Here is a 13950-nt window from a genome sequence, read left to right as displayed (position 1 = left end):
GGGCCGGGCACCGGGCCTGGACGGGCGCGGTGGCGGGGACCCGCCGCACGGTAGTTTGTGCACATGGTCCTTCCCGCCACCCCCGCGCGCCCGTTCGGTGCCGTCCTCACGGCCATGGTCACCCCGATGACGCCCGACGGCGCCGTCGACCTCGCGGCGGCGGCCCGGCTCGCGAAGCGCCTGGTGGACGACGGGAACGACGGCCTCGTGCTGAGCGGCACGACGGGCGAGTCGCCGACGACGCACGCGCCCGAGAAGCAGGACCTCGTGCGGGTCGTCGTCGACGCGGTCGGCGACCGCGCTGCGGTCGTCGCCGGTGCCGGGTCCAACGACACCGACCACGCCCTGCGCATGGCGGAGCAGGCGGCCGAGGCCGGGGCCGACGGGCTCCTCGTCGTCTCGCCCTACTACTCGCGCCCCAGCCAGGAGGGCGTGTACCGGCACGTGACGGCGATCGCCGACGCGACCGACCTGCCCGTCATGCTCTACGACGTCCCCGGGCGCACGGGCGTGCGGATCGCGCCCGCGACCTACGCGCGTCTCGCGGCGCACGACCGGGTCGTCGCGAGCAAGGACGCGACGGGCGACGTGTACGCCGCCGCCAAGCTCGCCGCCGCGACCGGGCTCGCGTTCTACAGCGGCGACGACGGCCTGCTGCTGCCGTTCCTCGCGCACGGCGCGGCCGGCATCGTCTCCGTCTCCGGGCACGCGGTGGCCGGGCCGTTCGCCGAGGTCGTGCGCCGCTTCGACGCGGGCGACCACGCGGGCGCGCTCGAGGTCTTCCTCACCACGACGCCCGTCATCGACGCGCTCAACGGCGCGGGCTTCCAGGCCGTGATGGCCAAGGCCGCCGTCGAGCTGCTCGGCCTCACCGACAACCGCTTCCTGCGCCTGCCGAACGTCGCGGCGACCGAGGACGACGTCGCGCTGGTCCGCGACGCCCTCGCCGCCGCGGGCGTGCTCGTCGGCGCGAGCGCCGCGGCGGCCACCGCCGCACCCACGAACTAGCGAGGGCAGGAGCCCTCGAAACCCCCGGCTCAGCCACGACAGGAGGCCCCGTGAGCCATCCCCACCCCGAACTCTCCCTGCCTCCCGAGCTCCCCACCGGAGGGCTGCGCATCGTCGCCCTCGGCGGGCTCGGGGAGGTCGGCCGCAACATGGCCGTCCTCGAGTACGACGGGCGCCTGCTCGTCATCGACTGCGGCGTCCTCTTCCCCGAGGACAACCAGCCCGGCGTCGACCTCATCCTCCCGGACTTCGACTACATCGCGGACCGGCTGGACGACATCGAGGCGATCGTCCTCACGCACGGCCACGAGGACCACATCGGCGCCGTCCCGTACCTGCTGCGCCTGCGCCGCGACATCCCGCTCGTCGGGTCGCAGCTCACGCTCGCGTTCGTCGAGGCCAAGCTCAAGGAGCACCGCATCTCGCCCGTGACCCTCGCGGTCAAGGAGGGGCAGGTCGAGCAGCTCGGCGTGTTCCGCTGCGAGTTCGTCGCCGTCAACCACTCGATCCCCGACGCGCTCGCGGTCGCCGTGACGACCGGTGCCGGGACCGTGCTGCACACGGGCGACTTCAAGATGGACCAGCTCCCGCTCGACGGGCGCATCACCGACCTGCGCGCGTTCGCGCGCCTCGGCGAGCAGGGCGTCGACCTGTTCATGGTCGACTCGACCAACGCCGAGGTCCCGGGGTTCGTCACGCCCGAGGTCGAGATCGGCCCGGTGCTCGACAACGTGTTCGCCGCGTCGGAGAAGCGCATCATCGTCGCGTCGTTCTCCTCGCACGTGCACCGCGTGCAGCAGGTCCTCAACGCCGCGCACCACCACGGGCGCCGCGTCGCGCTCGTCGGGCGGTCCATGGTCCGCAACATGACGATCGCGGCCGAGCTCGGGTACCTGCACGTGCCCGAGGGCGTGCTCATCGACCTCAAGAAGGTCGACTCGCTGCGCGACGACGAGATCGTGCTCATGTGCACGGGTTCCCAGGGCGAGCCCATGGCGGCGCTGTCGCGCATGGCCAACGGGGACCACAAGGTCCAGGTCGGCCACGGCGACACGGTGATCCTCGCGTCGTCGCTCATCCCGGGCAACGAGAACGCCGTCTTCCGCATCATCAACGGGCTCACGCGCCTCGGCGCGAGGGTCGTGCACGGCGGCAACGCCAAGGTGCACGTGTCCGGGCACGCGAGCGCGGGCGAGCTCCTCTACTGCTACAACGTGCTCAAGCCCAAGAACGTCATGCCGGTGCACGGCGAGGTCCGCCACCTCGTGGCGAACGGGGCGCTCGCGGTCCGCACGGGCGTGCCGGCCGACCGGGTCGTGCTCGCCGAGGACGGCGTCGTCGTCGACCTCGTCGACGGCAAGGCGTCGGTCGTCGGCGCGGTCCCGTGCGGGTACGTGTACGTCGACGGGTCGAGCGTCGGCGAGATCACCGACGCCGAGCTCAAGGACCGGCGCATCCTCGGCGAGGAGGGCTTCGTGTCCGTCTTCGCCGTCGTGGACTCCGCGACCGGCAAGGTGCTCGCCGGGCCGCAGATCCTCGCGCGCGGGTTCGCCGAGGACGACAAGGTGTTCCAGGACATCCAGCCGGAGGTCGTCAAGGCGCTCGAGGACGCGATCGCGGGCGGAGCGACCGACACGCACCAGCTCCAGCAGGTCATGCGCCGCGTCATCGGGCGGTGGGTCTCCAACCGACTGCGGCGCCGCCCGATGATCGTCCCGGTGGTCGTCGAGGCGTAGCACCAGCCCCCGGGCCGGTCGCCCCTCGGTCGACCGGCCCGGAATGGGGCGAAGTACCCCTATCCTGGCGCTCCGTCCGAGCTGTCAGGAGACCGCCCATGTCCTCCCCGCACCCCGCCGGCGCTCCGTCGCCGCACTCCTTCCCTGCCGCCGCCCCCGTTCTCGCCGGTCATGCCGGGGTACCGGGGACGCCCGCCGGGTCACCGCGACCGGTGCCCCGTGGCCTGGGCGTGGCGTCCGTCGCCCTCGCCGCAGCAGTCGCTGGGGGAGCGGTGGTCCAGGCCGCGCTCGCCGTACCCGTGGTCTCGACGCTGCACGATCTCGTCCGTGGTCGGAGCGTGTCGACGGCCGTGCTCGCGGCGTACGACACCGTCGCCCTGCTGTTCGGAGTGGTCCAGCTCGCGGCCGGGATCGTCACCGTCGTGTGGCTCTGGCGTGCCCGGCGCTTCGCCGAGGCCGCGACGCCGTGGTGGTCGCACGCGCGCTCGCGCGTCTGGGTCTGGCTGGGATGGATCGTTCCCGTCGTGTCCCTGTGGTTCCCCCTCCAGGTCGTGCGCGACGTCCGCGCGGCGACGCTCCGGACGGAGCGTCGGGGGCTGGGCGGCTGGTGGGCGGCCTGGCTCGTCGGAGGGTTCGCCGCGAACGCCGGCGGTCGGCTGATGAGGTCGGACTCGCCGGACGTCTGGTCGGCGCTTCCGGTGCTGGACGCTGTCGCGGCCGTCGCTCTCGTCGTAGCCGCCGTGCTGTGGGCGCGCGTCGTGCGGGAGGTGGGCGACGGCCAGCGGGCGGTCGCGCCCGCCCCCGTGGCGGGCCCCAGCTGGTCCTGACCGCCGCTGGCGGGACCTGTCAGCGTCCCGCGAGGGTGCGCCCGACCGTGGCCGTGGCCCTCGCGTAATGCTCGGCGCGCTCCGCGTCGTCGCCGGGGACGAGGCCGGCGAGCTCGAGCGAGACTAGGCCGTGCACGAGGCCCCACAGCCCGAGCGCGACGTCGTCGGCGGTCGTCGCGTCCGGCACGAGCCGTGCGACCGCGTCGCGCAGCACGAGGAACGTCGCTTCCTCGACGGCACGCGGGCGGTCCGCGGCGGGCCGGACCCCGCGCGCGAACATCACGGCGTAGAAGTGCGGGTCCGCGAGGGCGAACCCCCGGTAGGCGCGGCCAAGCGCGGCGAGGTCGGCACCCGGGTCGTCGGTCCGCCCGACGGCCGCCAGGCTGGCCGCGAACCGCCGGAAGCCCTCCGCCGACACGGCGGCCACGAGCTCGTCGCGGCTGCCGAAGAGCGCGTACACGGCCGACGGGCTCGTCCCCGCGGCCGTCGCCACCGAGCGGACCGTCACGGCACCCTCGCCGTGCTCGGAGATGGCTCGCGACGCCACGTCGAGGAGGCGGTCGCGCAGGGCGTCGTCGTGCAGTCGAGGTCGTGCCACGCGACGAGTCTAGAGGGCTTGACACGGGTTTGCGAACGCTGTTCTATAACAATGTTCGGAAACTCGCGGCGTGCCGCGCGCCGAGTGTCCCGCCACCTCAGGAGGTCCCGTGCTCGAGCTCACCGACGCCGCCCGCATCACCGCGGGCGTCGTCCTCCTCACGGTCGTCGGCATCGAGTCCGGCGGCGCGTTCCTCGTCAAGGTCGTCACGCGGCGCGTGCCGGCGACGGGCTTCCAGGCCTCCTTCTTCCGCGCAGGGCACGCGCACGCGGGCGTGCTCGTCATCCTGGGGCTCGTGTGCCTGCTGCTCACGGAGGCCACCTCCCTCGAGGGCTTCTGGCGGTGGCTCGCCGCCACCGGGGTGCTCGTCGCCGCCATCCTCCTGCCGGCGGGGTTCTTCCTCTCCGCCGTGGGCTCGGGGCGCGAGGCGCCGAACCGGGCGGTCGTGCTGCTCCCTGTGGGCGGCGTGGTCCTCGCCGCGGGCGTCGTGACGCTCGCGGTCGGGCTCTTCCTCGGCTGACGACGGTGGGGCCCGGGCTCGGGCCCGGCCGGCGTCGCCGGAGGTCCGCCGCGGCGTCGTGGGTGGTCAGCGCTACGTTTCCCGTATGACGAACGCCGAGGACTTCGCCCCGCTCGCCCCTGTCCACCTCGTGACCCAGGCGCAGGGGTGGAGCATCATCTACTCGCCCGGCGGCCCGGAGTGGCACCAGCACAAGGGCGCCCTCGAGCGGCACGGCATCGAGGGCTCCGGGTACGACTTCTCCGGCGCGCTGCGGGCCACGCTGACCGACCACGAGCCCAGCGTCCTGGACGCGGTCGGGTTCGATCCCGAGGGCGGCATGGTGAGCGTCTACGGGTCGGACCTCGGCGCCCTGCACGCCGCGGCACGGCACCTGCACCGCCTGGTCACCGACGAGCACGAGCTCGACGCGGCGCTCGCCCGGTCCGCGGAGCTCGGGCTCGACGACTGAGCCCCGGCGACCTGCGTCGGCAGCGCTCCGGCTCGCCCCTGCACCGCCCGTGGGAGGGTGGTGCGGCTTCAGCGCGAGCGCAGCGCCTCGACCTGCGCGTCGTGCCACTCGGCGACGTAGCCCGTGAGCCGGCGGTCGTCGGGCAGGGTGCCGCCGCGCAGAGCGGCGTCCAGGGCGTCGAGGTAGGCGCGGTCGGCCGCGAAACGCGCGGCGACCGCCGCGCGTCCGAGGGCGGGGCTCCCGTGACCCGGGACGAGCGCGTCCACGTCGCGCGCGGCGAGCTCGAGCGCGTCGAGCGCACCCCGGTAGACCGCGACGGGGTCGCGGGCGTCGGTGTCGACGAGCGGCACCTCGACGTCGGAGAGCATGTCGCCCGCCACGAGCACGCACCCGTCCGGCGTGCGCACCACGAGCGCGGCGTGGCCCGGCGCGTGGGCGTCGTGCTCGACGACGGTCACCGTCCTCTGGCCGGTCGGTGCGGCGTCGGGCCAGGGGAGCCGGCGCGCGCCGCGGGAGAGCGAGGTCAGCGCGCCCACGAGGGTGGGGTCGTGGCCGGGGGCGGCGGCCTCGGTCGACGCGAGCACCGCGGCCCGCCGCCGCTGCGTCGCGTCGGCGGTGCGGGCCGTCGCCCAGCGGGGCGCGTCGCCGAGCCCCGGCGACCACAGCACGTGGTCCCAGTGCGGGTGCGTCGCGAACCCGGCGGTCACCCGCCAGCCGCGCGCCCGGACCGCGGCGGCGAGCCCCTCGACCTCGGCGACGGTCACCGCCGGGTCCACGACGAGCGCCTCGCCGTCCGGCGTGGTGACGACGGTCGACGTGGTCGTCCAGATCTCCGCGGTCGCGACCCAGACCCCCGGGGCCGTCTCGACGAGGTCGCGCGCTCGGGGCGCGTCCGCCGACCCGACCCGGGCGGCGGTGGCCCGGTCGGTCGGTGGTTCGCTCGGTCCGCCGCCCGGTGCGTCGCTCGGGACGTCGCTCCGCTCGGCGTGCGTGGGCTCGTGCACGGTTCCTCCGGTCCTGGTCGCTCACGGGTCGTCGGTCACGGGCGTCGCTCGCGGGGTCGCCGGCCGCCCGGCAGCACTCCGGCGGGGACACGCGCCGCCGGGTCCGCGTCCGTGTCGTCCCCCGCAGGTAGGTTAGGACCACTATGGCGACCCGCACGTCCCCGCAGGCACGTCGGACCGCGAGCAACCGCACACCAGCGCCCCGCACCTCGGCGCGCGGCGGTTCGTCCTCGGCCCGCGGCACGTCGCGCGCCGGCACCGGTCGGGGGCGGTCCACCTCCTCCGGCGCGCGCCGGCCCGCCCGGCGCCCGGCGTCGGGGCCGCCGTGGCCCGTCCGCGCGGTGCGGACGGTCTGGCTCGGCGCCGCGCACGGCCTCGGAGCGCTCGTGCGCACCATCGGAAAGGGAGCAAGAGAGCTGGACCCGGCACACCGGCGCGACGGCGTCGCGTTCTTCCTCATCGCCCTCGCGGTCGTCGTCGCGGCCCGCGAGTGGTGGGGCATCGAGGGCACGTTCGGCAGGGTCGTGCACGGCGTCGTCGCGGGCACGTTCGGCCTCGCGGGCGTCGCGGTGCCCGTCCTGCTGCTCTGGCTCGCCGTGCGCATCATGCGCCACCCCGAGCGCGCGCAGGCGAACTCGCGCGTCGCGATCGGGCTCACGCTCATCGTCGTGTCGGTGTGCTCGCTCGTGCACATCTCCGAGGACCTCCCGGCGCCGCGCGACGGCTTCGAGGCGGTGCAGGACGCGGGCGGGATCGTCGGCTACCTCGCCGCGACGCCCGTGACCACCGGGCTCACGCCCTGGTTCGCCGTCCCCATCTTCCTGCTGCTCGGGTTCTTCGGGCTCCTCGTCGTCACCGCGACGCCGGTGCACCGGATCCCGAGCCGGCTGCGCGGCCTCTACGACGTGCTCACGGGCAACCACCGCGCGGAGGACGATGCGCTGGACGCCGACGGGCTCGCGCTCGCGGAGGGCGTCTCGCGCCACGACGGCACGGACGTGCCGGCGGGCCGTCGCCCGCGCAAGCCCCGGAAGACCAGGGCGCAGCGCGCGGCGGAGGCCGCCGAGATCGAGAAGCCCGAGGGCGGGTTCTCCGGCGACGAGGCGTTCGAGACGGCGGCGTTCCTCGACTACGAGGAGGACTCCGCGCGCGGCCGGGGCAAGAAGCGCCGCGGGGAGGACCCGGCGCCCGGCACCGCGCCCACCGAGGCCGTGCCCGCCGTCGGGCAGGGCACCGCGCAGGACACCGCGGCCGCCGCGATGAGCGCCGTCGCGCCCGACCCCGCCGACGGCGCGGGCAGCGTCCCGCCGCCCCCGCCGAGCAGCCCCCTGCCGCGCGGCGTGCAGCCGATGCTCGAGGGCGACACGGTCTACCTCCTGCCCAACGAGGACTCCCTGGCCAAGGGTGCGCCGCACAAGGTCCGGTCGGCCGCGAACGACCGCGTCGTCGAGGCGCTCACCCAGACGTTCGAGCAGTTCGAGGTCGACGCGAAGGTCACCGGCTTCACGCGCGGACCGACGGTCACGCGCTACGAGGTCGAGGTCGGTCCCAAGGTCAAGGTCGAGCGCATCACGTCGCTCTCGAACAACATCGCCTACGCGGTCGCGAGCGCGGACGTGCGCATCCTCGCACCGATCCCCGGCAAGTCGGCGATCGGCATCGAGATCCCCAACACCGACCGCGAGACGGTCGTGCTCGGCGACGTGCTCCGCTCGTCGGCGGCGCGCCGGACCGAGCACCCCATGGTCATGGGCGTGGGCAAGGACGTCGAGGGCGGCTACGTCGTCGCGAACCTCGCGAAGATGCCGCACATCCTCGTCGCGGGCGCGACGGGCGCCGGCAAGTCGAGCTTCATCAACTCCATGATCACGTCGATCCTCATGCGCTCGACGCCGGAGCAGGTGCGCCTGGTGCTCGTGGACCCCAAGCGCGTCGAGCTGACGATCTACGAGGGCATCCCGCACCTCATCACGCCCATCATCACCAACCCGAAGAAGGCCGCCGAGGCCCTCGACTGGGTCGTGCGGGAGATGGACGCCCGGTACGACGACCTCGCGGCGTTCGGGTACAAGCACATCGACGACTTCAACGCCGCCGTGCGCTCGGGCAAGGTCAAGCCGCTGCCGGGCTCCGAGCGCAAGATCGCGCCGTACCCGTACCTGCTCGTCGTCGTCGACGAGCTCGCGGACCTCATGATGGTCGCCCCGCGCGACGTCGAGGCGTCCATCCAGCGCATCACGCAGCTCGCGCGCGCCGCGGGCATCCACCTCGTGCTCGCGACGCAGCGGCCGTCGGTCGACGTCGTCACAGGCCTCATCAAGGCCAACGTGCCGTCGCGGCTCGCGTTCGCGACCTCCTCGCTCGCGGACTCGCGCGTCGTGCTCGACCAGCCGGGCGCCGAGAAGCTCATCGGTCAGGGTGACGCGCTGTTCCTCCCGATGGGCGCCGCGAAGCCCATGCGCGTCCAGGGCGCGTGGGTCTCGGAGTCCGAGGTGCACTCGGTCGTCGAGCACGTCAAGGGGCAGCTCAAGCCGGTCTACCGCGAGGACGTCACGCAGACCGCGGCGAAGAAGCAGGTCGACGAGGACATCGGCGACGACCTCGACCTGCTCCTCCAGGCGACGGAGCTCGTCGTGACCTCCCAGTTCGGCTCGACGTCGATGCTCCAGCGCAAGCTGCGGGTCGGGTTCGCCAAGGCGGGTCGCCTCATGGATCTCCTCGAGTCGCGCGAGATCGTCGGCCCGTCCGAGGGGTCCAAGGCGCGCGAGGTGCTCGTGACGCCGGAGGAGCTGCCGTCGGCGCTCGCGCTGATCCGCGGCGAGCCGGCGCAGGACGTCTTCGACGGCCAGGCGCCGGCGCCCGCCGCGGCGCCGGGCGGCGGCGCGGGGCACGACTACGGCGAGGGCACCGACGGGCACATGCCGCCGGTGGCGACGGACTACCACGACGGTGCCGACGTGGAGCCGGGCTGGCGCTGAGCGCGCACCGCGTGCCCACCGAGCCCGCCCGGCACGGTGTCGCGCGGCCGCGGCGGCGGACGAGGGTCGGGGCACCCCTGAGGACCCCCTAGGCTGGTCGGGTGGTCAACGCCGTCCCCTCGCCGTGGAACTCCGCGAACCTCGTCACCATGGCGAGGATCCTGCTCGTCCCGTTCTTCGCGTGGGCGCTCCTCGTCGACGGCGGGGAGTCCGTCACCTGGCGGCTCGTCGCGACGGGCATCTTCGTCCTGGCTGCGACGTCGGACCGGCTCGACGGCTACCTGGCGCGCAAGTACGACCTCGTCACGGACCTCGGCAAGCTCTTGGACCCGATCGCGGACAAGCTGCTCGTCGGCACCGCGCTCGTCCTGCTCGCGTGGCCGCTCGGCGAGCTGCCGTGGTGGGTGCCCGTGGTCGTGCTCGCGCGCGAGCTCGGCGTCACGCTCCTGCGGTTCGCGGTCCTCAAGTACGCGGTCATGCCCGCCTCCCGCGGCGGCAAGCTCAAGACCGTGCTCCAGACCGTCGCGATCACGCTCTTCCTCCTGCCACTGTCGCACCTGCCGGGGTGGATCGGCGTCGTGGCCTGGGTCGTGCTCGCCGCGGCGATCCTCGTCACGGTCGTGACGGGGCTCGAGTACGCCTACCAGGGCTGGCGGCTGCGGCGCGACGCGATCCGCGCGGCCCGCCTCGCCGAGCGCGGGGCGGCGCCGGACGGCGCGTCGGCGTCGTGACCGGGGCGGCGCGCGACGCCGAGGGGGCGGGGAGCTCGGCCGCGCGACCCGAGGTCGTCGGCCTCCTCGCGACGCTCGAGGCGCGGGGGTGGACGCTCGCGACGGCCGAGTCGCTCACCGGAGGGCTGCTCTCCGCGACGATCGTCGACGTCCCGGGGGCGTCGCGCGTGCTCCGGGGCGCGGTCGTCGCCTACGCGACGGACGTCAAGCAGTCCGTGCTCGGGGTCGACGGCGGCCTCCTCGCCGCCCACGGGGCCGTCCACCCGGAGGTCGCGCGACAGATGGCGGAACGGGTGCGGGTCGTGCTCGGTGCGGACGTGGGGGTCGCGACGACGGGCGTCGCGGGACCGGACCCGCAGGACGGCCAGCCACCGGGAACGGTGTTCGTCGCGGCGAGCGGTCCGCGAGGGACGCGCGTGCGGCGGATGCACCTGGCCGGCGAGCGTGCGGCCGTCCGCGCCGGGACGGTCGCTGCGGCGATCGACCTCGCCCGTGGGGTGGTCGACGGACCCGCCGCGGACGACGGCAGGCCGGGTGAAATCGGCGGGTGATCTGCGGTCGCCCTGCCGGGCGGCCGCCGTCTCCGATGCGGCGCGTGGAGAGGTCGTGAACGTGCCGCGGGGAGTTCGCCGGGCAGGCGGCCGCGGGAACAAGGCCCCACGTCGGGGCGTTGCACAGCACGTGATCGCCAACAGGACCGTCAACCGACCGGTGGGCCGCACGGACAACGCGCCGACGGCCGGTCCGGCACGCCGCACCGGAGACGTGATCGGACCGCGGGCGGGGTACGGTAGGACGACCCCGTCACGCGGGGCAGTGAACAGGAAGACCGGCACGAGCAGTTCGCGCACCCAGGTGGGGGCCACACCGGCTCCCGGGGGCGCACGGGACACGGAAGGGGGTCGCCAGATGATTGTTCTTCGACGAGAGATCGGGGACGTGCTGCGAGACGCTCGCCAGCGACAGGGGCGCACCCTGCGAGAGGTGTCCTCGGCCGCACGGGTCTCGCTGGGCTACCTCAGCGAGGTCGAGCGCGGTCAGAAGGAAGCGTCGTCGGAGCTCCTGGGCTCGATCTGCGAGGCGCTCGACATCCCGATGTCGTTGGTGCTGCGCGAGGTCAGCGACCGGGTCGCCGTCGCCGAGGGTCTGCTCATCCCGGACACCATCCCGGCCGACTTCGCGACCGCGGTGCTCGGACGGCAGAACCCCGAGGGCACGGCACGACGAGAGGACCTTCAGCCCGTCGGCTGACGGTCCACGCCGGGTAGGCCCGGAGCAGGTGCCGGGGCAGCGACGCCGCCGTCACCGGCCCGCGGGCTGCGCCTGGCACGAGGGACACCAGAAGACCGGACGGTCGTACGGCGGCTCGTTCGCCGTACCTTCGACGACAGGCGTGCCGCACACGTGGCACGCCTTTCGTGTGCGCCCGTGCACGTGGCGCACGACGCCGGCGCGGGGGTCGAACCCGTGCCGCACCGTGCGCTGCATGAGTGCCCGGGCGGTGAGGAGGAGCCCTTCCAGGTCCTCGACGTCGCGCACGGGCGTCCAGGGGTAGACGCGCTCGGCGAAGAGCGACTCGGCCGTGTAGATCGTGCCGATCCCCGCGACGAGGTGCTGGTCGAGGAGGGCCTCCGCGACGGGGACGCCGGTCGCGGCCCGCTCCGGCCGGTGCCGGGGGCCGCTCCCGCCCGTCGCGTCGTCGGCCCGCATGCGCGCGACCGCCTCGGGCAGGCCGGTCTCCGGGAAGTCGTCGCCGAGCACGTCGGGTCCGAGGGGCCCGACGATCACCCGCTCGTCCGGGGTGCGCAGCACGTGCAGCATGCCGATCCGGTTCCCGACCGCGGTCCACCACTCGTTCGCGAGCACCACGCGCACGTTCGGCTCCGCGCCGCGCGCGTCCCGCGCACCCGTGCGCGCGATGCGCCACGACCCCTCCATGCGCAGGTGGGTGTGCAGCGACCGGCCGTCGTCGAGGCGTGTGAAGAGGTGCTTGCCGTACGCCACGTTCTCGACGACCGTCCGGCCGGTCAGGACGACCTCGGCGGCGCTCGGCCAGCGCAGCTCCGCGCGCACGAGGACCCGGCCGGCGAGGGCCTCGTCGAGCCGTGCGGACACGAGGCGCAGGATGTCACCCTCGGGCACGGCCGCACCCCCTGGCGGTCGCGCGCGGACGGCGGCGCGCGCGTCCCGTGCCCTCGGCCGTCACCTCAGGCCGCCCGCAGCCCGCGCGGCGTCGCGCGGAACCCGGCGTCGAGGAGGGCGCGCACCGCGTCGTCGGCGGACGTGGCCGTCGTGCCCGCGCCGGCCAGCGCCTCGACGCCGTCCACCCGCTGCACGACGACCTTGCCGAGCCTGCCCGCGCGGACCGCCCGGACGAGCTCGGCGCTCGCCTCCGCGAGCCGCGGGCCGTCGACGAACGACAGGACGGACCGGCCCCCGCGCTCGACGTACAGCGCGAGGTCGCCGTCGCTCAGCACGACGACGGCCCCGGCCTTGCGCCCGGGGCGGTGCCCGCGCGACGTGTCGGCACCGGTCACGGCGCGGTCCGTCGGCGCGGCACCGCCGCCGGAGTGCGCCGCGACGGTCGGCGTGGTCGCGGCACCCGGCCCGACGGCGGACGGTCGCGCCGGCCACGGCAGCGCCGCGCCGTACGGGTTGGCGGGGTCGGTCGCGGCGAGGAGGACGGCGCCCGGGCGCGGACCGCCGCGCGCGGGCCGGGTGCCGCCGGGCACCGGGTCGTCGAGCACCGGGTCGTCGAGCATCGGGTCCCCGGGCGCCGGGGCGAGGCCGCCGCCGGGTGCGCGGCGCAGCCCGCGGGCTGCGGCCGCCTCGAGCGCGCGCTCGCGGTCCTGCCCGTCGGTCCGGAGCTGGTCGACCGCGCCCGGGAGCGCGAACTGCGAGCCGCCGAGGTGCTCGACGAAGTACCCGCGCCGCGCCGCCCCGGTCGCCTCCAGCTCGCTGAGCACCCGGTACACCGCGCGGAACGATCCCGCCACGCCCTCGGCGGGCGCGACGGCGCGCGTGAGCACACCGTGGCGGTCGAGCAGGACGCGCGCGAGCGCGTGCGCCCTGCGGGTGGGGTCGGCCTCGCGCGCGGGCAGCGCCGACCAGCGGCCCGCACCCCCGCGCAGGGTCGTGTCGGGGGAGACCGGAGGGCGCAGCCCGGCGAACCGCCCGCGCCCGACCGGACGCGCGCGCGCCGGCGCCCGGGGTGCGCGGTGGGCGCCGCCCCCGGCACCGAGCCGGGCGCGCAGCGAGCCGAGCCCGTCGTTCGTCACGTGGCCGGACCACACGAGGTCCCACAACGCCTCGAGCGTCGGGCGGACGTCCGCGCCCGCCCGCTCCGCGAGGCGCGGGAGGAAGTACCCGCCCGAGCCGTCGAGGAGGTCGAGGAGGGTCGCGTGCAGCCCGGCCTCGGGCGCCGGCCCGGGGTCGGGGAGCGTGAGCGGCGCCCACTCCGCGAGGTGCAGGCTGACGAGCCCGTCGCCGCCACCGGACCCCGGGAGGGCCGCATGACCGCACCAGACGACCTCTCCGGTCGTCGTCAGCTCGTCGAGCATCGTCGGCGTGTAGTCGGTGACGCGGGACGGCAGGACGAGCGTCTCCAGAGCCGAGGCGGGCACGGCCGCCCCCGAGAGCTGCTCGACGACGCGCAGCAGGCCGTCCGTCCCGCGGAGCGCCCCGAGTCCCTGCCACCGCGGCAGGAAGACGCCGAGCGTCTCCGCGGGGACCGGTTCGACCTCCGCGCGCAGCGCCGCGAGCGAGCGGCGCCGCAGCACGCGCAGCACCTCGGCGTCGCACCAGTCGTCGCCCGTGCCGCCGATCGACTCCGGCCGCAGTCGGCCGCGCACGACGAGCCGGGCACCCTCGAGCCGCTCGAGCGTCTGCAGGACGACGGCGACGCCCAGGCCGAGGCGTGCGGCGACGTCGGCGGCGGTGAACGGGCCGTGCGTGCGCGCGTGCCGGCGCACGAGGTCGCCCAGCGGGTCGGGGACGGGTTCGGTGAACACCTCGGGGATGCCCACGGGCAGCGCGACGCCCAGCGCGTCGCGCAGCCGCCCGGCGTCCTCGACGACCGCCCACTGCTGCGCCCGGTC

General features: G+C 75.3%; 13 protein-coding genes. 9 read left to right on the top strand and 4 right to left on the bottom strand.

Translation table 11 applies throughout. From position 1 onward, the window contains the following. Positions 1–63 precede the first annotated feature (63 nt). The 3 genes from dapA (at position 64) to FB00_RS21395 (ending at position 3571) form a co-directional block, all read left to right on the top strand. The gene (dapA, locus tag FB00_RS20185) at positions 64–1008 is read left to right on the top strand and encodes a 4-hydroxy-tetrahydrodipicolinate synthase (RefSeq protein ID WP_047234711.1); all 945 of its coding nucleotides are present in this window, start codon (positions 64–66) and stop codon (positions 1006–1008) included. Between the two features lie 50 nt (positions 1009–1058). Next, positions 1059–2744, top strand: a complete 1686-nt coding sequence (locus FB00_RS20180; RefSeq protein WP_047234710.1) for a ribonuclease J — start codon at positions 1059–1061, stop codon at positions 2742–2744. A gap of 230 nt (positions 2745–2974) precedes the next feature. Next, complete coding sequence (locus FB00_RS21395) at positions 2975–3571, top strand: DUF4328 domain-containing protein (protein ID WP_197088871.1); 597 nt, start codon at positions 2975–2977, stop codon at positions 3569–3571. A 19-nt stretch (positions 3572–3590) separates the two neighbouring features. Here the strand turns inward: FB00_RS21395 and FB00_RS20170 are convergent, their stop codons facing one another. Then, positions 3591–4169, bottom strand: a complete 579-nt coding sequence (locus tag FB00_RS20170; protein ID WP_047234709.1) for a TetR/AcrR family transcriptional regulator — start codon at positions 4167–4169, stop codon at positions 3591–3593. 109 nt (positions 4170–4278) lie between these two features. Here FB00_RS20170 and FB00_RS20165 point away from each other — a divergent pair, with 109 nt between their 5' ends. Continuing rightward, complete coding sequence (locus FB00_RS20165; protein ID WP_047234708.1) at positions 4279–4689, top strand: hypothetical protein; 411 nt, start codon at positions 4279–4281, stop codon at positions 4687–4689. 85 nt (positions 4690–4774) lie between these two features. Then, positions 4775–5140 (top strand): Imm51 family immunity protein, encoded by a 366-nt coding sequence (locus tag FB00_RS20160; RefSeq protein WP_052877824.1) that lies wholly within the window; start codon positions 4775–4777, stop codon positions 5138–5140. Positions 5141–5208: 68 nt separating this feature from the next. Here the strand turns inward: FB00_RS20160 and FB00_RS20155 are convergent, their stop codons facing one another. Next, entirely contained in the window at positions 5209–6144 is a 936-nt protein-coding gene (locus tag FB00_RS20155) for an MBL fold metallo-hydrolase (protein ID WP_052877823.1), read from the bottom strand. Between the two features lie 143 nt (positions 6145–6287). Here FB00_RS20155 and FB00_RS20150 point away from each other — a divergent pair, with 143 nt between their 5' ends. The 4 genes from FB00_RS20150 (at position 6288) to FB00_RS20135 (ending at position 11104) form a co-directional block, all read left to right on the top strand. Next, positions 6288–9122, top strand: coding sequence for an FtsK/SpoIIIE family DNA translocase (locus tag FB00_RS20150; protein WP_082141551.1), 2835 nt, complete (start codon positions 6288–6290; stop codon positions 9120–9122). 101 nt (positions 9123–9223) lie between these two features. Continuing rightward, positions 9224–9853: a CDP-diacylglycerol--glycerol-3-phosphate 3-phosphatidyltransferase gene (gene pgsA / locus FB00_RS20145; RefSeq protein WP_052877822.1), complete on the top strand. Its 630-nt coding sequence runs from the start codon at positions 9224–9226 to the stop codon at positions 9851–9853. Further along, a complete protein-coding gene (locus FB00_RS20140) occupies positions 9850–10404 on the top strand; it encodes a CinA family protein (RefSeq protein ID WP_047234707.1) in 555 nt (184 codons plus the stop codon). Before pgsA ends, FB00_RS20140 begins: the two co-directional genes overlap by 4 nt. Before the next feature lie 358 nt (positions 10405–10762). Next, positions 10763–11104, top strand: a complete 342-nt coding sequence (locus FB00_RS20135) for a helix-turn-helix domain-containing protein (RefSeq protein WP_047234712.1) — start codon at positions 10763–10765, stop codon at positions 11102–11104. Positions 11105–11155: 51 nt separating this feature from the next. Here FB00_RS20135 and FB00_RS20130 read toward each other — a convergent pair whose 3' ends face one another. Beyond that, positions 11156–11995: a DNA-formamidopyrimidine glycosylase family protein gene (locus FB00_RS20130; protein WP_047234706.1), complete on the bottom strand. Its 840-nt coding sequence runs from the start codon at positions 11993–11995 to the stop codon at positions 11156–11158. Between the two features lie 65 nt (positions 11996–12060). Continuing rightward, on the bottom strand, positions 12061–13950 hold a 1890-nt coding region (locus FB00_RS22515; RefSeq protein WP_047234705.1), incomplete at its 5' end, for a hypothetical protein.

It is taken from the genome of Cellulosimicrobium funkei, from assembly GCF_001019615.1.
Classification (GTDB): Bacteria; Actinomycetota; Actinomycetes; order Actinomycetales; family Cellulomonadaceae; genus Cellulosimicrobium; species Cellulosimicrobium cellulans_E.
The sequence above is the reverse complement of the archived record's forward strand: the minus strand, read 5'-3'. Positions and strand labels throughout refer to the sequence as shown.